This is a genomic window from Salinivibrio sp. PR932 (assembly GCF_001996125.1).
In the GTDB taxonomy this organism is placed as follows: Bacteria; Pseudomonadota; Gammaproteobacteria; order Enterobacterales; family Vibrionaceae; genus Salinivibrio; species Salinivibrio proteolyticus.
Window position 1 is genome coordinate 19,865 of sequence record NZ_MUFM01000034.1, and the last position, 18,622, is coordinate 38,486.

The 18,622-nt window shown below is 52.9% G+C and carries 12 protein-coding genes; 5 read left to right on the forward strand and 7 right to left on the reverse strand.

Annotated features, from left to right (window positions below; translation table 11 throughout):
• Positions 1–66: 66 nt before the first annotated feature.
• Entirely contained in the window at positions 67–1,494 is a 1,428-nt protein-coding gene (gene hldE / locus BZG84_RS13750; RefSeq protein WP_077662764.1) for a bifunctional D-glycero-beta-D-manno-heptose-7-phosphate kinase/D-glycero-beta-D-manno-heptose 1-phosphate adenylyltransferase HldE, read from the reverse strand.
• 226 nt (positions 1,495–1,720) lie between these two features.
• Between hldE and lpxL the strand changes: the two genes are divergently transcribed.
• Positions 1,721–2,641: an LpxL/LpxP family Kdo(2)-lipid IV(A) lauroyl/palmitoleoyl acyltransferase gene (gene lpxL, locus BZG84_RS13755; protein ID WP_077641171.1), complete on the forward strand. Its 921-nt coding sequence runs from the start codon at positions 1,721–1,723 to the stop codon at positions 2,639–2,641.
• A gap of 36 nt (positions 2,642–2,677) precedes the next feature.
• Here lpxL and glnE read toward each other — a convergent pair whose 3' ends face one another.
• The 3 genes from glnE to BZG84_RS13770 form a co-directional block, all read right to left on the reverse strand.
• Positions 2,678–5,527, reverse strand: a complete 2,850-nt coding sequence (glnE, locus tag BZG84_RS13760; protein ID WP_077678335.1) for a bifunctional [glutamate--ammonia ligase]-adenylyl-L-tyrosine phosphorylase/[glutamate--ammonia-ligase] adenylyltransferase — start codon at positions 5,525–5,527, stop codon at positions 2,678–2,680.
• Positions 5,528–5,619: 92 nt separating this feature from the next.
• The gene (locus BZG84_RS13765) at positions 5,620–7,221 is read right to left on the reverse strand and encodes a methyl-accepting chemotaxis protein (RefSeq protein ID WP_077678336.1); all 1,602 of its coding nucleotides are present in this window, start codon (positions 7,219–7,221) and stop codon (positions 5,620–5,622) included.
• A 339-nt stretch (positions 7,222–7,560) separates the two neighbouring features.
• Complete coding sequence (locus BZG84_RS13770; protein WP_077678337.1) at positions 7,561–9,084, reverse strand: CYTH and CHAD domain-containing protein; 1,524 nt, start codon at positions 9,082–9,084, stop codon at positions 7,561–7,563.
• A 222-nt stretch (positions 9,085–9,306) separates the two neighbouring features.
• On the opposite strand from BZG84_RS13770, the gene BZG84_RS13775 reads away from it, so the two are divergent.
• From BZG84_RS13775 to BZG84_RS13790, 4 genes are all read left to right on the forward strand, one after another.
• Complete coding sequence (locus BZG84_RS13775) at positions 9,307–9,987, forward strand: TIGR00153 family protein (protein ID WP_069590816.1); 681 nt, start codon at positions 9,307–9,309, stop codon at positions 9,985–9,987.
• A 28-nt stretch (positions 9,988–10,015) separates the two neighbouring features.
• Positions 10,016–11,272 (forward strand): inorganic phosphate transporter, encoded by a 1,257-nt coding sequence (locus BZG84_RS13780; protein ID WP_077479495.1) that lies wholly within the window; start codon positions 10,016–10,018, stop codon positions 11,270–11,272.
• A gap of 128 nt (positions 11,273–11,400) precedes the next feature.
• Positions 11,401–12,012, forward strand: a complete 612-nt coding sequence (locus BZG84_RS13785; RefSeq protein ID WP_069590822.1) for a TIGR04211 family SH3 domain-containing protein — start codon at positions 11,401–11,403, stop codon at positions 12,010–12,012.
• Positions 12,013–12,178: 166 nt separating this feature from the next.
• Positions 12,179–13,429 (forward strand): multifunctional CCA addition/repair protein, encoded by a 1,251-nt coding sequence (locus BZG84_RS13790; RefSeq protein ID WP_077678338.1) that lies wholly within the window; start codon positions 12,179–12,181, stop codon positions 13,427–13,429.
• On the opposite strand, the gene BZG84_RS13795 is transcribed toward BZG84_RS13790, so the two are convergent.
• The 3 genes from BZG84_RS13795 to imuA form a co-directional block, all read right to left on the reverse strand.
• Positions 13,426–16,491: an error-prone DNA polymerase gene (locus BZG84_RS13795; protein WP_077678339.1), complete on the reverse strand. Its 3,066-nt coding sequence runs from the start codon at positions 16,489–16,491 to the stop codon at positions 13,426–13,428. The genes BZG84_RS13790 and BZG84_RS13795 overlap by 4 nt on opposite strands.
• An 11-nt stretch (positions 16,492–16,502) precedes the next feature.
• The gene (locus BZG84_RS13800) at positions 16,503–17,906 is read right to left on the reverse strand and encodes a Y-family DNA polymerase (RefSeq protein WP_077678340.1); all 1,404 of its coding nucleotides are present in this window, start codon (positions 17,904–17,906) and stop codon (positions 16,503–16,505) included.
• A partial coding sequence (imuA, locus tag BZG84_RS13805) for a translesion DNA synthesis-associated protein ImuA (RefSeq protein ID WP_206744476.1) occupies positions 17,906–18,622 on the reverse strand: 717 nt, incomplete at its 5' end. The genes imuA and BZG84_RS13800, both read right to left, overlap by 1 nt.

Consider the following 18,622-nt stretch of genomic DNA (forward strand, 5'->3'; position numbering starts at 1 on the left):
GCCGCTATCTTTGATCTAAAAAGGTGCCCTCAGGCACCTTTTTTATTGACGGTTACTCGCTCGGTTTTATTGACCGCGACGAATTGACTCAATGATTTCGGTGGTGGAACAGCCGTCTTCAAAATTCAGCACTTTCACCTCGCCACCGTTATCCATCACCGCCTCAGCACCCGCTATCTCATCAACCTGATAATCGCCGCCTTTGACCAATAGATCTGGCAAGACAGCACCAATCAGGCGCGCAGGTGTTTCTTCACTAAAGGGCACCACCCAGTCGACCGCCCCCAAGCCAGCCAATACCGCCATACGTCGGTCCGTCGGGTTGACGGGACGTCCAGGCCCTTTCAAGGCTTGAACCGATGCGTCGGTATTCACCGCCACAATCAGACGATCTCCCAGTTTGGCGGCTTCATTCAGGTACGCCACATGGCCAGCATGTAAAATGTCAAAGCAGCCATTGGTCATCACCACTTTTTCGCCGCGCCCTTTGGCGACTTTCACCGCCTCAATCAACTGCGCTTCTGTGGTAACACCAAACCCAGACTCGTGCGAGCCATGAATCGCTTCGGTCAACTCAATGGTCGATAAGGTAGAGGTACCGAGTTTACCGACCACTACACCAGCCGCCGCATTCGCCAGTGCGCAGGCCTCTTCGATGGGCTTGCCCGCTGCCAACGATGCCGCCAATACCGAAATCACAGTATCGCCAGCCCCGGTCACATCATAAACTTCTTTAGCCAGTGTCGGCAGATTCAGTGGAGCGGCATCGGGGCGAAGTAGCGTCATACCGTGTTCACTGCGGGTCACCAATAATGCACCCAACTGATATTTTTCAATCAGCGCAACGCCTTTTTCGACCAAGTCTTCATCACTGTCTACCCGTCCAGCAACCGCTTCAAACTCAGCCATATTTGGGGTTAATAAGCTGGCACCACGATAGCGCTCAAAATCAGTACCTTTCGGATCCACCAAGGTGGTCACACCGGCTTGCTTGGCCGCCTGAATCAAAGGTTGGACTTGCGACAGTGCACCTTTTGCGTAATCGGACAAAATCATGGCCTGACATTGCGGTAAAGCCGCTTCGACTTTTGCCAACATAGGGGCCACATCCACGCCCTCAAACCCCTCTTCAAAATCAAGACGGATCAGCTGCTGGTTGCGACTCATCACCCGCAGTTTGGTAATCGTGGGGTGGGAATCAAGCGCGACAAAATCGCACGCAACCTTGAGCGAGTGAAGTTTCTGCGTGAGCGCATCGGCTTGCTCATCCTTGCCTGTCAAACCAATGAGTTGGGTATGACCCCCTAACGCAGCGATGTTCATGGCAACGTTAGCTGCGCCACCGGGGCGCTCTTCTGTTTGATTGATCTTCACTACAGGTACAGGTGCCTCAGGCGAAATTCGCCCCGTTGGGCCATACCAATAGCGATCAAGCATCACATCACCCACGACCAAGACTTGGGCTTGGCTGTAGTCAGGAAGGCTAAGTTTCATCTGGATCTCCGATACTGTCGTTACTGGGCGATAGTAGCACAGCCCTAATAAAAATGACCTATTGTCAGATGGCTCGCCGTACAAAAAACACGCAAAAACATTTCGATACCGTCACAGTGAGGCAGGTTCGCGCACGATTGTGGCGGGACAGCTTTTTAATTTTGCTCTACAATAGCGCAAGCCTCTCGGCCCCTTCTGGTTTTGGTTTTCATGAGTCATTAACGCTATGAGCGATTTTTCAGCGCCCACTTTTCGGATTGGGTTTGTTCACCCTCGGTATTGGCACACTTGGCTTGGTGTCGGATTCATGTATCTGGCAAGTTGGCTTCCTTATCGCGTCCAGTTTTATTTGGGCCGCGGTCTGGGTCGACTCATGTATACGCTGATGAAACGCCGCGTTGGCATCGCCGATCGTAACCTTGCGCTCTGCTTCCCAGAAATGACCCGCGCTGAGCGTGCCGCGATGGTCAAAGAAAATTTTGCGAATTCGGGCCTTGCCTTGTTCGAAACGGGTATGGCGTGGTTTTGGCCTAAGTGGCGAATCAACAAGCATGTCACCATTGAAGGGTTGGACACTCTGATTGATCTGGAAAAGCAAGGTAAAGGGGTTTTGCTGATCGCCGTCCACTCGCTCAATCTAGAAATCGGTGCACGTGGCCTTAGTGACCAAACACCTGGCGTTGGCGTTTACCGCCCCAATACCAACCCTGTCTATGACTGGTTCCAGTTTCGTGGCCGAATGAAACGTAACATTGGCGTGGATCGAAAAGACGTCAAATCCATGATTCGCTACCTCAAAGAGGGACACCGGATGTGGTACGCCCCCGACCATGACTATGGCCGACGCCGCTCAACCTTTGCGCCGCTTTTTGCGGTCGAAAAAGCCTGTACCACCACAGGGACGAGCTTGCTCGCCACTGCCGGTCATGCAACCGTGGTGCCTTTTTCCGTGATACGCCAACGACGCAATGGGCAGTATCACGTTAAGATAGAGGCGCCAATCAAACACTTTCCTAAAGACGCCCATGAAGCCGCCGTGGTTACCAACCAAGCGGTTGAGCGTTTAATTCTTCGCGCCCCTGAGCAATACATGTGGCTACACCGACGTTTTAAAACACGCCCCGAAGGTGAGCCTTCGTTGTATTGAGTTAAAAAAGGGCTGCTCGCGCGGCCCTTTTTGCGGCTATGGCTGACCTAACCACTGATGCCAAGCCTGTTCGACCACCTCTCTTTGCGTCACAAATTCGCTTTGAGGCACCACGCCTGATTCACCAGCAAGGTGGCTGCGATGAAGGGCATTACGCATACCAGTATACGCCTCTTTCAGTGCCAAAGCTTGTGATGTTGGCATCACACCCGTCTCTCCGGCTTGTTCAAAAATACGCGCATTATCGCTGTAGCGCGTTAAGGCCGGATACTGCTGGCTATGGCTTAACACCAAATACTGCGCCAGAAACTCAATATCCGTGATCCCACCTTTATCTTGCTTAATCGCAAACACGGCTGGGTCATGTCGGTGCGCATGCTGGCGCATTTTCTCTCGCATCGACGAGACCTGCTCACGTAGTGTCTCTGGGTCTCTGGGGATGGTAAGAATACGCTGACGAACTTCAGAAAATGCTCGGCTTAAAGACGGATCGCCATAGATCATGCGCGCACGCACGAGCGCCTGATGCTCCCAAGTCCACGCTTCATTTTGCTGGTAATCCGCATACGCTTCCAAGGTACTGACTAACATTCCTGAGGTACCCGAGGGACGCAGACGGGTATCAATTTCATATAACACCCCAGATGCCGTGCGGGTTGAGAAAAGATGCACAATCCGTTGCGCCAGTCGTAAATAAAACTGACGGCCATCTATCACCTTGCGGCCATCGGTTTCTATATGGCTTGGACAGTCATGCAAAAACACCACATCCAAATCGGAGTTATAACCTAATTCCCAACCGCCAACTTTGCCATAGCCGACCACGGCAAAGCCGCGCCCTTCACGGTCGGTTAAATGCGTAGGCTGACCATATTTTTCGGTCATTTGGTACCACGCTTGATTGACCACCGCTTCCACAATTGCTTCGGCTAAATAGGTTAAGTGGTCACTCACTCGCATCACTGGCAATACCCCCGCAATATCAGCGGCGGCAATTTTCAGTAACTGGGTTTGCTTGAATTGACGCACCGCTTCCATCTGCTGTTCCATATCTTCAACCGGGATCCGCGCCAGATAGTCCCCAAGCTCACTCCGATACGCGTCGGGCGCTAACGGTTGATAGAGATGGGTTAAATCCAATAGCTCATCCAACAGCATGGGGTAACGGGCAAGCTTTTCTGCGACCAAGGGACTCGCGGCACATAAGCGTAGGACTTGGTCAATGGCGCTAGGGTGTTCGTCCAGAAGCTCAAGGTAGGTCGTGCGTGTCGCAATATTGACCAATAAGTGAGTAATATGCGGCAGTACGCGTTCAGGATGAGGCTGCGCCAGTAATTTACTGAGTAATAATGGCATAAGGCGGTTTAGCACATCCCGACCTCTCGGGCCCAAGGTCCGCTTTGCCAGCTCTTGCTTAAAGCTCAGCAATTGATCTGCGATGCTGGTCTCCGGCACGCCAAGATCGGCCAAGATCAAATTCGCATTATCGGGATCCCGCGCCATCGCCCACAAGTCATGATATTCGCTATCAACGTCGGCATCGCCTTCTTGCTCATCATCCCCAATCAAGCCAGAAAACACCTGATGGACCGCATGCATATGCTGGTGAATTTTAGCGACCAAGGATGGCCAATCCGATTCATTTAACGCCGCACACAGACGTGCTCGATCAAGCTCCGTCTCAGGAAGCGTTTGGGTTTGTTTATCGTCAATCGCTTGCAGCAGGTTTTCTACCCGACGCAAGTAAAGGTACGCGGCCTTCAACTGCGCCACATCGTTAGCGGGTAATAACGCCAGCTCATCCAGCGCCGCCAAGGTCTCTAACAAGCCCCGCTGACGCAAACTCGGCTCTCGGCCCCCGCGGATCAGCTGAAAAGATTGGGCAATAAACTCAATTTCGCGAATACCGCCGGCGCCTAATTTAATATTGTCCGTCAAACCACGTCGACGGACCTCACGCTGAATCAACTGCTTCATACGACGCAGTGCTTGAATGGCACTAAAGTCGATATAGCGACGAAAGACAAACGGGCGCAACATCTGACGCAAGCTTTGATAGCAATCGTATTGCTCTTTGCCCATCACCCGCGCTTTGATCATCGCATAACGCTCCCAATCTCGGCCTTGTTCTTGATAGTAATCTTCGAGCGCAGCAAAGCTCATCACTAAAGGACCACTGTCGCCAAAGGGGCGCAAACGCATATCAACCCGATAGCAAAAACCATCCACGGTCGGTTGGTCGAGCGCTTTAATCAAGCGTTGCCCTAATCGGGTAAAAAACTGCGCATTGGCAATACTGCGTCGCGCACCTTGCGTTTCGCCATTGTCGGGATAGGTAAAAATTAAATCGATGTCTGAGGAAAAGTTCAGCTCACCGCCCCCCAGTTTTCCCATACCAAGGATCAACATGGGTTGCGCCTCGCCTTCCGCATTCATTGGCGTGCCCCATGACTGAATGCAATGCGCATAAAGCCATTGATAGGCGGCCAGTATTTGCGCCTCAGCCAATGCCGATAGATGCTGCAAACTTTGTTCTACTGACCAATTACCTTGGATATCTTGCCAAGCAATCCACACCAGCTCTTGTTGGCGCACCTGACGTAACACGCGATGGAACGCGGCTTCATCGTCAACCGATTCAAGTGCTTGGGCTAATAAGGATGAGTACTGACTCGCGCGACATGGATCATCACGATGTTGGTATAACCAGTCCAATAAACCGGCTTGCTGTAATAAGGCAGCTGCAATAAATTCACTGCATCCAAGCGCCCGCTCGAGTTGCTCGCGGGCACTATCTTGCCAGCGCGCCAATGCGTCTGCGCAGTGCGCTTCAAGCTGGGAGGTATGATGATTGATGGTTGAGGCGAGCATATCAGGCAAAGCCATGGTGATTCCTTGTTGCGCTATCCTGCTTTGACATTAACAAAAAACGGCCCGCATGCGCAGCGGGCCGTTCCAGAGTGTGAAAAACGCGTCGATTAAATCTTGAATGCGCCAATTTTTTCATTAAGCGATTGGGCACTTTGCTCCACCATTTCTGCAGTTTCATGCAACTCGGTGACCACGGTCACAGAAGCTTGCACCAGCTCTTTCACGTTGGTGAGATTTTGGTTCATTTCACCCGCGACCGAAGCTTGTTGCTCAGACGACGAAGCAATTTGGAAATTCATATCATTGAGAGAACGGATCTGCGCCACGATTTGATCGAGTTCCCCGCCCGCTTGGCTGACCGAATCAACACTGCTATCAGCCTCACTCACACTACGCTCCATCAAGCTCACTGCTTGTTGTGCACTTTGCTGCAATTGGGTGATCATATCCTGAATTTCCACCGTCGCCTCTTGGGTATGTTGTGCCAACTTACGCACTTCATCGGCAACCACCGCAAATCCACGTCCGCTATCCCCAGCACGCGCCGCTTCTATTGCGGCATTGAGAGCCAGCAAATTGGTCTGCTCAGAAATCCCTTGGATAGTGACAACCACAGTGCCAATTTTTTCCACTTGCGATTCAACTTGGCTCACCACTTGTGAGGACTGACTAATGTCGCTAGACAACTCGTTGATGGTGTTGATGGTCGTTCCCACATAGCGCTGACCACTTGCCGCCTGTTCATTCGACGCTTCAGTGGCTTTCGAGGCTTCACGCGTATGTTCAGCCACATTCTGCACCGTGGCACTCATCTCACTCATCGCTGAAGCAAGCTGATCGATTTCGGCAAACTGTTCCTGCGCAGATTCTTTTGTCTCCGCCATACTGATGGTCATAATCTCTGCTAACGAGGATAACTCATCAGCGGCTTGACGCTGTGCATCAATCACATCCACCAGTTGTTGGCGAGAGGTCTCGAGCTCACGCGCCAGATCGCCAAACTCATCACGGCTGTTCATTTCGATTGGCTCGCTTAAATCTCGCTGCGCCAAGGCTCGAATTCTATCGGTGAGGTAATTGATTTGCCGCAGCATAATATTGGAGCCACCCAGCAAAATGACCATAAAGGAGATAATCATCAGTGCCGTCTGCCAAGCTATTTGGATCATATAGTCGTGATAATACGACTGGGCTTCCGACGTTGGCTGAGAGGCAACAATCCACCAATCACTGTCGGCAACAGGCACCGCATAACCATGTCGTGCACCGTCATACACCGTATAGCTGAATGCGCTGGATTGATTGAGAAATAGGTCAGCCACGTCGCTATCTTGGTGATCATCTGGCACGCGTAGCTCAGCGAATTGGGTCATTGAAGGATGTGCCCACACCTGACGCTTTTTATCATTCACCAAGTACAAATAGGCACCTTCGTTAAACTCGGCATTCATACTCTCGACCGCTTCTCGCATCAGCCGCTCACCGTCAGGCTGCGCCATCAATGCTTTGGTCATGGCAGCGCCCGAGCGCGCCAATTCTTGTGTCTGTTTGAGGGTAAAATCCACCACAGATTGACGGAATGTTTGTGCATCCCATAATTGCTTACCCACCAACAACACGGTGCTAAATATCATCAAAATAACCAGCTTGGGAACTAAACGCAGATTGGTTACTGGTTTTTCCCATGCATAGAAGCTATGTTTCGCCATAATCCTGCACACTCCATGCCCACATCAATGCTGACTCGCGACCCTACGAGGCGGGCGATAATTATTCTCGACAATTCGTTATATCGGTAAATCCGGCGATGACTAAACCCTTGTTTACCTTATTTGTGATAATTGCCCACATCCATATTCAATAATGATAAGTTAATCAGCACAACAGATGCCCCTGATACCTCACCGCGCGGTTATAACTAACCGAGTAGCCTAGCGTTTTGATGTAGATTGCGTTTCTTCCCGCTTGGAGAAGATCATTATTCAATTTGCGATCGCACGCGCAGTATAAAAAAAGCAGCTCCTTGAGCTGCTTTTATAAGAAGGCATTTAATCTTGCCAATAGGGGGTAAGCGTCAGGCCTGTTTGTCGACTTTGCGTCATCGCGTGTAATAACGACTCTTCTTTACGCGCCAACCATTTTTCTGCTTGCTTCTTATCTTCGTCGTCATCCAACTCTGCCACCAGTTCACGCACAGGCTCGAGTAAACGCAGCTCTTCAATGCCTTGCAACATATCCAGCCAAGGCAGGCGGAACGCTTTACGCCGGCTTTTATCAAACAAAGACGCGAGGCAGGTACCCAGTAACAAGTTGCGTTGCAGTCTTGGATACTGATCAAAATAGTCGTGCCGCGTCAGGGTTTTGGTCTCATCAAAAACCGCCAACAGCTCTTGCCAAGAATCAGGCAAGGCTTTGTCGGCAAATTGCTGGATAGGCTGGGCAAGCTTTTCTTCCGCTTTGTCATCTAGGAAAGGCTGCCATCCTTTGGATAAAATCCACCGACTTAAATCCAACAGCAAGTTGCAGTAACGTGACGCATGGAGTAGCGCAACCACGTCTTCTCGCTCAGGCAAGGTTTCGTGCTTGTCTTTCAGTGCCTTAACCAAGGATTTACGGGCATTAAGTTTGCGTAAATATTGCCCCTTATCTTCGCACAAACGTGCAATGGCAGTGGCATGGTCAAGCCAAGCTAGCTCGCCTTCAAACCATTGCAGCTCTTGGCGCAAAAGGGTGCTAGCACGGCGAGGCACCACGCTACCAAACAACGCAAGCGCTTGACGGATCAGTAATACCGCGTAGCGAATTTCTTGCAGCGCATCGAGCGATTCTCGCTCAATGTAGATTTGCTCATGGTAATGCCAATGGCTCAGCGCATGCTCCAAAATACGGATCAGCGCTTTCTCTTGAGAGTCGTCATCACGTAACTTCACAATCGATAGTGCCGTGACCGGATCGCCCTGATAGCCCGTAGCTAAACGATAGCCACGCGCAGCCTTACTTAAATTACCAAGACGCACGCCGCCTTCATCAGCCAAGTTACGCGCCAGTGAGAACAAGGCATCGGTTTGACCAGAAATCAACTCCAGTTCAACCTCAGAAATCACGTCTTTATCACCCGCATCCGTCGACACTTCGCCTTGATCACAGGCCAGTTCGATCTGGCTGCCGTCTTCGGTCGCCAAAAGCCACTGACGGCGCACAAAATCAGTCGAAAATAGCGGCTGAAGTTGACTCGCAAGCGCTTGTATATCTAATCCATCGGGCCATGCTTCGACCGGGATCAAAGAAAGGTCCGGCTCAGGTCCGTTAAGCTCGGCGTTGTACTCAGGGCGTTGATGTAGCCCTGCGACCACCCGGCCCGCCGTTTTCAGCGTTTGAATGTAAACGCCGTCAAAGCGGCGCACCCGCAAACCGATATCGTGTTTGCGTAGGTTAAAATCTGGCGTATCAAAGTAGATGTTTCCCAGCTCGCGCTGGCTCTGCTGTAGCTGCTTTACACCGACAATTTTATCGCGAATGCGGTGAGAGAAGTCAGAAGAGACAAAAAACTTGAGCTCTATCTCAGTGTCCATACGGGTACCTATAGCCAATTGCCAGACAAGGATATGAACAATTGATCCTGTCGGCAAGTACTGGAGTTATCAGGCTTGATCAGGCGCAATGAGGGTGAGATCACAAAAGCTGTTTCTTTAACCAATGTTCTGCGCTACCATTCGCCGCTCCGATATACCATCGTTGAACGTTTGGCCTCCATTTTGCCCTTTGGGCACGAGGCAACCAGGTAGATTACGGCTATGCCAGTAAATACAATTGTCGGGCTGTTTGCAAAAAGCCCAATTAAACCCTTACAACGCCATGTTAATCGTGTGAACGATTGCTGTGCGTTACTCATTCCTTTTTTTAACGCCTGTGAGCGTCAAGATTGGGAACAGGCTAACCAACTGCGTCAGCAAATTTCTGATATTGAGAAAGACGCAGATACACTGAAACGCAATATACGACTCAAACTTCCCCGCGGTCTCTTTATGCCTGTTGATCGGACAGACATGCTGGAGCTGCTCACCCAACAGGATAAGTTGGCAAACTTGGCAAAGGATATCGCTGGCCGCGTGATTGGCCGTCAGCTCCGTATGCCCCCCTCGATGAATGATGCCTTTATCGCCTACGTCCAGCGTTGTTTGGATGCAGCCGATCAAGCACGCCGTGTGATCAATGAACTGGAAGAGTTACTAGAAACTGGGTTCAAAGGCCGCGAAGTGACCTTGGTGGCAGAAATGATTCATCAGTTGGATGTGATTGAAGACGATACCGACTCCATGCAAATCCAACTTCGCCAAGCATTGATGGCTGTCGAACACGAATATAACCCGGTCGACGTCATGTTCTTGTACAAAATCCTTGAGTGGGTCGGTGAAATCGCCGATCAAGCGCAGCGTGTTGGCGCGCGCTTAGAGGTGATGCTTTCCCGTTCCTAACCGAGTGATGTAATAACAAGGTACTACAATGGAAATCCTGATGAATCACGGGACCATTTTAATTATGGTCGCCGCGGCTTTTGGTTTTTTAATGGCAATTGGTATCGGCGCCAACGACGTCGCCAATGCAATGGGCACGTCGGTCGGCTCTAAAGCGCTGACCGTGAAACAAGCCATTATTGTTGCCATGATTTTTGAATTTGCTGGCGCTTATCTTGCTGGCGGCGAGGTAACAGACACCATCCGAAAGGGGGTAATTGACACCGCACTCTACGCGGATCAACCGCTTGAGTTGGTGTTTGGTATGATGTCAGCCCTGCTGGCGGCTGGCACTTGGTTACTCCTTGCCTCATACATGGGCTGGCCGGTCTCGACGACCCACTCTATTATTGGTGCCATCATTGGCTTTGCCTGCCTGTCTGTCGGCTCTGAGGCGGTGGATTGGCACACCGTACAAAGCATTGTGGGCAGTTGGATTATCACACCGCTTATCTCGGGCATCTTTGCCTACCTCATCTTCCTCAGTGCACAACGCCTTATCTTCGATACCGATCATCCGGTGCTAAACGCCAAACGCTTTGTTCCCATTTATATGTTTATCACTGCGTTTATCATCGCGATGGTAACCATTAAAAAAGGCCTCAAACACGTTGGTCTTCACCTCTCCGCCTTTGAGGCCATTAGCGCGTCTATCGTGCTCTCTGCGCTGATTATGTTCTATGGGGTGTACTATATTTCCCGTAAGTATCGCGGCGACGAGAATCAAGGCTTTCAAGGCGTTGAACGTATTTTCAGCTTGTTGATGGTCGTCACCGCCTGTGCAATGGCATTCGCTCATGGTTCTAATGATGTGGCTAACGCGATTGGTCCTCTGTCTGCGATTGTGGCCACGGTACAAAACCTAGGGGAAGTGGCTGAGAAAACCCATATCGCTTGGTGGATTCTGCCTATGGGCGGCATCGGGATCGTAGTCGGTTTGGCTACACTCGGACACCGCGTGATGGCCACCGTGGGATCAGGCATTACTGAACTCACCCCAAGCCGCGGTTTTGCTGCACAATTGGCGACCGCAAGTACCGTCGTCGTCGCTTCAGGAACAGGCCTGCCTATCTCGACCACCCAAACCTTGGTGGGAGCGGTGCTCGGCGTCGGCTTTGCCCGTGGTATTGCCGCACTCAATTTAGGCGTAGTGCGTAACATTGTCGCCTCTTGGCTTATCACGCTACCGGCTGGCGCCTTGCTAGCTGTGATCTTTTACCATGTGATGACCGCTGCATTTGCGTAAACTGAGCGAGTGATGTCAAATCACGGTCAAAAAAAGGGGAGCATGGCTCCCCTTTCCTTTTGGCCTATGGCACTATGCGCAACAAAGGCGATGTGTCCCATACTGAAAAAACGCAAAGGACCCCAGACGTGAAACACCTGTATTCTGCTCTTATGTTGCTGATTGTACTTGTGGCCCCCCGTGCAATGGCAGAAAACTATATTTCCGACGAATTGTTTACCTACATGCATTCTGGTCCAGGTACACAATATCGCATTATTGGTAGCGTCGATGCGGGCGATAAAATCACCGTATTAAGCCGCGACCGCGATGCTGGTTATACCCAAGTGGTTGATAGCCGTGGCCGTAAAGGCTGGGTAAAAAGTGATTACGTCACCACGCAACCGGGCTTAAAAGAGCGACTGCCTGCACTAGAAGCGGAGCTGAAAAGGGTTAAATCCGCGCTGGCAAGCGCCCAAGATGATGCCAAAGCACAGCAAAAAGGCTTGGTTGAATCGCTAGCAAAACGCAACGAACAAATTTCCAAGCTGGAAGCACACAGCAGCGATCTCAATAAGAAGTTGATTGAGGCACAAAGTGAAATTCGTGCACTGCGCGCCAAGATTGATACCCAAAAAGACGACCTGCTGATGCGCTGGTTTACCTACGGCGGTATGGTGGCTGGCGGCGGCTTACTGTTTGGCCTTGTGCTGCCACACCTTATCCCACGTAAAAAACGTCGCCGTGACGGCTGGGCATAATGACTGAAAAAGGCTGCCTCGGCGGCCTTTTTTATTGCAACCGCCACGCCAATTTTCAGGCACAAAATATCCGTGCTGCATTTCAATATGTATACTTGGGAAAGAAATCGGAGTCAGCATGGTTGCCATGCCGGATTCCAAGGTTAATCCAAACAAGGAGTCTCGTGTGAAACATTATCTTGTCGGCGGAGCAGTACGTGATGCGCTATTAGGCTTGCCGGTCACAGATAAAGATTGGGTGGTCGTGGGCGCGACCGTCGAGCAAATGCAAGCGGCCGGTTACCAGCAAGTCGGCCAAGACTTCCCCGTGTTTTTACATCCCAGCACACACGAAGAATATGCCCTCGCCCGTACCGAGCGTAAATCAGGCCAAGGCTACACCGGGTTTATTTGCGACTTCTCACCAGATATCTCACTGGAAGCGGACCTTCAACGCCGCGATCTCACCATCAACGCCATCGCCCAAGACGAAAATGGCAGCTTGATTGACCCCTATGGCGGTCAGCAAGATTTACACAACCGGATTTTGCGCCATGTCTCGCCCGCCTTTAGCGAAGATCCATTGCGGGTACTCAGAGTGGCACGATTTGCGGCTCGTTTTGCGCCGCTCGGCTTTACTCTTGCCGATGATACCTTAGCGCTGATGAAAAAGATGGTCGCCAAGGGCGAACTCGCCCACCTCACCCCTGAGCGGATTTGGCGAGAGTGGGAAAAAGCGCTTGGCAGTGATTGTCCCGATGTGTTTCTTGCTGTGCTGCGCGATTGCGGTGCCCTAGCGGTGGTGCTTCCTGAAATCGACGCCCTGTACGGCGTGCCAAACCCAGCCAACTGGCACCCTGAAATCGACACCGGCATCCACACGGAAATGGTCAGCCGTTATGCCGCCTCATTGACCGACGACAAAGCCATCCGCTTTGCCGCACAAGTCCATGATCTCGGTAAGGCCCTCACCCCAGCCTCTATTTTGCCCGGCCATCGCGGCCACGGCGATCGCGGGCTGCCCGTGATTAAAGATCTGTGCGAGCGACTACGTATCCCCAACGCTTATCGGGATTTGGCCTTGGTGGTCAGTGCGCACCACTCCAAAATTCACAAGTGCGATCAACTCAGCCCCGAGCATTGGGTGGCGCTATTTAATCAAATCGATGCGTGGCGCAAACCCGAACGGGTCGAGCAATTGGCCTTGGCGTGTTTAGCTGATGTGCGTGGCCGCAAGGGACGTGAAAACTATCACTATCCACAAGCCGATGCCTTACGCGAGCGCTTTGCTTGCGCGCAACAGGTAGAGGTTAAGCCGATTGTCGACGCCGGCTTTAAAGGGGCGGCGATTCGTGATGAGCTGCATCGCCAGCGTATTCAAGCGGTGGCCGCGTGTCCGGCGCCCGCCTGTCCCGACGCGGTTAGCACATCGCGTTAACGGAATTCTCGCGCGGCCACCGACAAGGTGGTGAGCGTCGGAGTAAGGTCAATCAACTTACCGGCAATCACGTGCACCACCTCGCCTTGCCGCTCGACAATGCCATGCACTTTCAACACCTTGGCTTGCATAAAAGCACGGGATTGCGCCCGTGCCGTCCCCGCCCAAACCACCACATTGATATTGCCCGTCTCGTCTTCCAAGGTGACAAAGGTTACGCCACTGGCGGTGCCGGGGGACTGCTTGCCCGTCACCACACCCGCTACCGCCACCCAGCTTTGTGGCGCACACTGTGATAACTCAACACCACGGGTAAAACGCCCCAACGTGCCGGCTTGCGCCATCAAACGAATGGGATGATCAGTGAGCGACAGCCCCATGGCCGCGTAATCTTCAATCACGTTCTGCCATTGGGAAGGCGAGTGAGGCAACGCCACCTCATCGTCACTGGCGGCCAGTAGCGGTAGTTGCCGCTGCTGATCCATCAGCGCCCAGCGCGCCTGATAGCGATTGCCAGCCAGCGTCGCCAATGCACCGCTACTGGCTAGGGCTTGATAGGCATCGCGGTCAAGGTTAATTTCTTGCAGTGACGACAAAGACGCAAACCCCGTCTCTGGGCGATGGGCCAGCAATCGGTCTATTGCCGCCATGCTTAACCCTTTGACTAACTGCAACCCCAGCCGCACGCCCCACTGATCGCCGACCTTTTCTAAGCAATGATCCGCCTCCGAGTGCTGCACACAAACCGGCAACACAGGCACTTGGTGGCGCGTGGCGTCTTGCATCAATTGTGACGGTGAGTAAAACCCCATCGGCTGGCTGTTAAGCAAGCCGGTATAAAACGCGGCGGGATAATAATGCTTTAGCCACGCTGATACATAGGCCAAAACCGCAAACGAAGCCGAGTGGCTCTCAGGAAAGCCATAATCACCAAACCCACAGATTTGCCGGTAAAGCTGCTCGGCAAAGTCGGCGCGATAGCCTCGCGCAGTCATCCCTGCGATCAATTTGTCGCGAAACGGCGCCAGTCCGCCCTTTTTTTTCCAAGCGGCCATCGCGCGACGCAGCTGATCCGCTTCCCCACCGGAAAAGCCGGCCGCCACCATCGCCAGTTTGATCACCTGCTCTTGAAAGATAGGCACCCCAAGCGTGCGCGCCAGCACTTGCTCAACCGCTTTGGACGGGTAGCTCACTGCTTCTTTCCCGTCGCGTCGCTGTAAATACGGATGCACCATGTCACCTTGAATCGGACCGGGGCGGACAATGGCAATTTGAATCACCAAATCATAATAACAAGCCGGTTTGAGCCGCGGCAGCATACCCATTTGTGCCCGTGACTCAATTTGAAACACTCCCACGGTATCGGCTTTCTGAATACGCGCAAACACCGCCGGATCGTCGCCTTGTTGGGTGATCGCCGCCAAACTCAAGCGAGGGCCACCGGTTTGGGCAATCAAATCAAAGGTACGCCGAATCGCGGTGAGCATGCCCAGTGCCAGTACATCGACTTTCATCAGATGCAGCGTTTCCAGATCGTCTTTATCCCACTGGATCACCGTCCGCTCTGCCATCGCCGCATTTTCCACCGGCACCAACTCATACAAAGGCCCATCCGCAATCACAAAGCCGCCGACATGCTGAGAAAGGTGGCGCGGAAAACCGATCAATGTCTGGGTAAGCGACAGCCATTGTTGGCTTTTCGCGCTTTTAGGATCGAGGCCCAAGTGCTGAAGTTGCTGCGTCCAAGGCTGGGTTTTATCGCGCCGATTGAGGTTTTGAATAAAAAAATCAATCTGGCTAGCGGGGATCGACAACGCTTTGCCCACATCGCGCAATGCACTTTTCAGCCGATAACGGATCACGGTTGCCGCTAAGGCGGTCCGCTCTCGGCCATATTTTTGATACAAATACTGGATCACTTCTTCACGGCGCTGGTGCTCAAAGTCCACATCAATATCCGGCGGCTCGTCGCGCTCTTTGCTAATAAAGCGCTCAAACAGCACATCGACTTTGCATGGATCCACCGCAGTGATCCCTAAGCAATAACACACCACCGAATTCGCCGCCGAGCCGCGCCCTTGGTATAAGATCCCACGTGACTGGGCAAAGCGCACCAGATCGTAAATAGTCAAAAAGTAATACGGATAATCGAGCGCCTCGATAAGCGCGAGCTCTTTTTCAATGATGGCTCCCACGTCACGAGGCACGCCCTTAGGGAAGCGCTGCTGTGCGCCTTGCTTGACCGCCTCACGCAGATAGGCCATCGCAGGCTCGCCAGTCGGCACCACTTCTTTGGGGTAGCTGTATTTCAAGCTCGCCAAGGAAAACTGACACTGAGCGGCAATGTGGGCACTTTCCGCCAGCCACTCAGGGGGGAATAGAGAGCGTAGTTTAGACAGCGGGCGTAAGGCGCGCTCTGCATTGGGTAATAACGTCCTTCCCAATTCAGCGACAGGCTGGCGATGCCGAATCGCCGTTAAGGTATGATGTAACGCCAGCCGCTCAGGGTGATGCATCAACACATCACCACACGCTGTCACACGAAGCTCATACTGGCTTGCCAGCATGCGACAGTGTGCCAGATACGGATGGTCGTTATCCGCTAGATCGCGCCGCACGGCCAGGTACAAGCGCTCGGCATGATAACGCAGCAGCCATTTTGCCCAGTGATGATCACTCTCTGCGCCACTGGGTAGCCATAGCACCAAGCCATGACGCACCGACATCAGATCCCACTCGCTCAGCTGGTAGTCGCCTTTGTGGCTGCGTCGCCGCGCATTGGTGATAATCCGACACAACTCTTGGTAAGCCGCTTGGGTAGGACACAATAGAACAACATCTAACGTCTGCAGGCGAAAGCGACTGCCAATGATCAGCGAAAGCTGCGGATAATCACGCTGGGCTTGATACGCACGCACCACCCCTGCGACCGAGCATTCATCGGTGATCGCAAGCGCTTGATAGCCCAATGCTGCCGCTTGCGCCACCAGCTCTTCCGGGTGTGAGGCGCCCTCAAGAAAGGTGAAATTGCTGCAACATACCAGCTCGGCATACGTACTCATCGCTTCATCGTCTAACTAAACCAGCCGTGTAAAAACCAGGTTTGTTCTGGCGTGCGAAACACCCACAGCCATTGTTGCTGGTCGTTTTGGGCAATAAAGTAATCGCGCTGGATAGGCGCGCCTTCCCACCAGCCCGTGACAATTCGCTCCGGCCCTTCACGTAAGGTGACCTTACCCACCAGTGGTGTGGGTTGCGGTAGCAATAAACTTGGGCGTGGACGCGTGGGTGCCGAGGTCATCGGTGTCGCACTATGGTGATGAGGGACATGTTGGCTGGCCGCCTCGGGACGGTGATGATCTACATACGCCAACCGCATGACCGCCTCCTCTCCGAGTCGGGCTGCCAGGGTCGCGACCAACTCATCACGGTTTTGCTCGCCTTGCTGCGCGCTAAAGAGATCGGTTTGTCCGGGCTGGTGGCAATCAATTTGCGTGGCGCACACACTCACTGCCGTCACTGGCTGGCTCACTTGCCATGACGTCAGCCGTAAACGCACCAATGCCATCCAGCGCTCGACGTCTTTCTCGCCATGCGCGGCCATCACCGGCAAGGCTTCTTCACATCCATCACGCAAGCTAAAGCCCAACGTCAGCGCGGGGGTGCAGGCACTACGCTGCTCAAGAAAGCGGCACAGTGCCGAGACGAGATTCTCGATAATGGGCAATAAATGGGCTTGCTCACTGAGCTCAAACAATAAAACCCGTTGCTGAAAAAATTGCAGCGGTGGCTGAAAATAACGCAGTGGCGTCGGCTGGGCGCCACGCACTTCAGCAAGATAATCCACCACAGAGCGCGGAAAACGTCGCGTCAGCGAAGCGGTGGGCAAGGCGATAAGATCTCCTAACTGAGAGAGGCCCAGACGCGTAAACTGGGTTTTCACCCTCTCCGGTAAAGGGGCTGCAGCCAAAGGCAATTGCTGCAACGCTGCCTGCAAATGCTCAGGGTCGGTACTGACCTTGCCCGCGTGGCCATACGCCATAAGCTCGGCGGCACGCGGCGTTTGGCCCACCCCAGCCTGATAACGAATACCACTTTCCACCAGCGTTTGAGTCACCGCCTGCCATAGCGGAGGAAATCCCTGATATAAGGCCAACATCGGTGACACGTGTAGCCATAAACCTTTAGGGGGATTAAGGCTGATTTCCGCGACCAGCGGATAAAGCTGTGTGGCGAGCTGCTCAAGCGCGGACTGCTCTTTCACCGCGCAATAAGGGTAGACCGCGAGCTGATGACAAATAAGCGCTGCTGCCCCTAATCCCATACCGGTATTCAGACCGTGCGTGCTAGCCGCTACAGAGAGCTGCACTAAACGGCCTTCTTGCTCGCTAACCAGCCCCACCGCTTGCACCGATGACGGCGCATAAAGGCTATCTAACAGCAAGCTCGGGCAATGCAGATACAGCCACAATGACATTACGCTTGCTCCCGCTGTTGTCGTAAGGGAAAGGCAAGCAAATTCTCAGCGTTGCTCGGCCAGGTTACCAACGCGGGCCATTGCGTGCGCCAATCAAGAGTAAACGGGGCCGGTGGCCATTGGCCGCGACAATAGCGCACCGTGACCGTCACGCCACATGCAGAAGGGGCCAGCGCCACGCTTAAATCGACCGGCAAGGTCAATGAGTACGTCTGCTGGCGGCGCAACAGCACCACCGCACATTGGCCATGTTCAGCCGCCAGTTTTAGGCGCTTAACTTGTCCCACCGTGAGCGAAGATGGCCATAACACTACCGCCTGACACGCGCCACTGCGCGCCGCTTGCTCAGCGGCCCACAGCGCATCTTGATCGCTTTTGGGGGACACCAACAAGGTGTTGTCTGTGGAATAGCCTTGCTGATGTAGCATCGCTGCGTTGAGTCCAACCGGTGGACGAATCCACACCACCTGTTGGCCGCTGGCGTGATACAACGCCGGTAACACCAGCCGCAACTCACCGACACCATAGTCACTGATGATATCTGTCACACCTGGAGACGGGAGTCCACCAAGGTACTGATCAAAGGCGCTATAACCGGTCGCTTTTTTATCGGGTAATTCCGCCATTAACGGCCGCTGACTGGCGCGCCATAGGCCGTGTTGTTGGGCTAATTGGTCGAGTGTTTTCATCATCAAAATACCTGTATATATATACAG

What these genes read in the sequence shown, in the direction of transcription:
- hldE (WP_077662764.1), bottom strand. Translation starts at nt 1,494, where the DNA reads ATGAAACTTAGCCTTCCTGACTACAGCCAAGCCCAAGTCTTGGTCGTG.
- lpxL (WP_077641171.1), top strand. Translation starts at nt 1,721, where the DNA reads ATGAGCGATTTTTCAGCGCCCACTTTTCGGATTGGGTTTGTTCACCCT.
- glnE (WP_077678335.1), bottom strand. Translation starts at nt 5,527, where the DNA reads ATGGCTTTGCCTGATATGCTCGCCTCAACCATCAATCATCATACCTCC.
- BZG84_RS13765 (WP_077678336.1), bottom strand. Translation starts at nt 7,221, where the DNA reads ATGGCGAAACATAGCTTCTATGCATGGGAAAAACCAGTAACCAATCTG.
- BZG84_RS13770 (WP_077678337.1), bottom strand. Translation starts at nt 9,084, where the DNA reads ATGGACACTGAGATAGAGCTCAAGTTTTTTGTCTCTTCTGACTTCTCT.
- BZG84_RS13775 (WP_069590816.1), top strand. Translation starts at nt 9,307, where the DNA reads ATGCCAGTAAATACAATTGTCGGGCTGTTTGCAAAAAGCCCAATTAAA.
- BZG84_RS13780 (WP_077479495.1), top strand. Translation starts at nt 10,016, where the DNA reads ATGGAAATCCTGATGAATCACGGGACCATTTTAATTATGGTCGCCGCG.
- BZG84_RS13795 (WP_077678339.1), bottom strand. Translation starts at nt 16,491, where the DNA reads ATGAGTACGTATGCCGAGCTGGTATGTTGCAGCAATTTCACCTTTCTT.
- BZG84_RS13800 (WP_077678340.1), bottom strand. Translation starts at nt 17,906, where the DNA reads ATGTCATTGTGGCTGTATCTGCATTGCCCGAGCTTGCTGTTAGATAGC.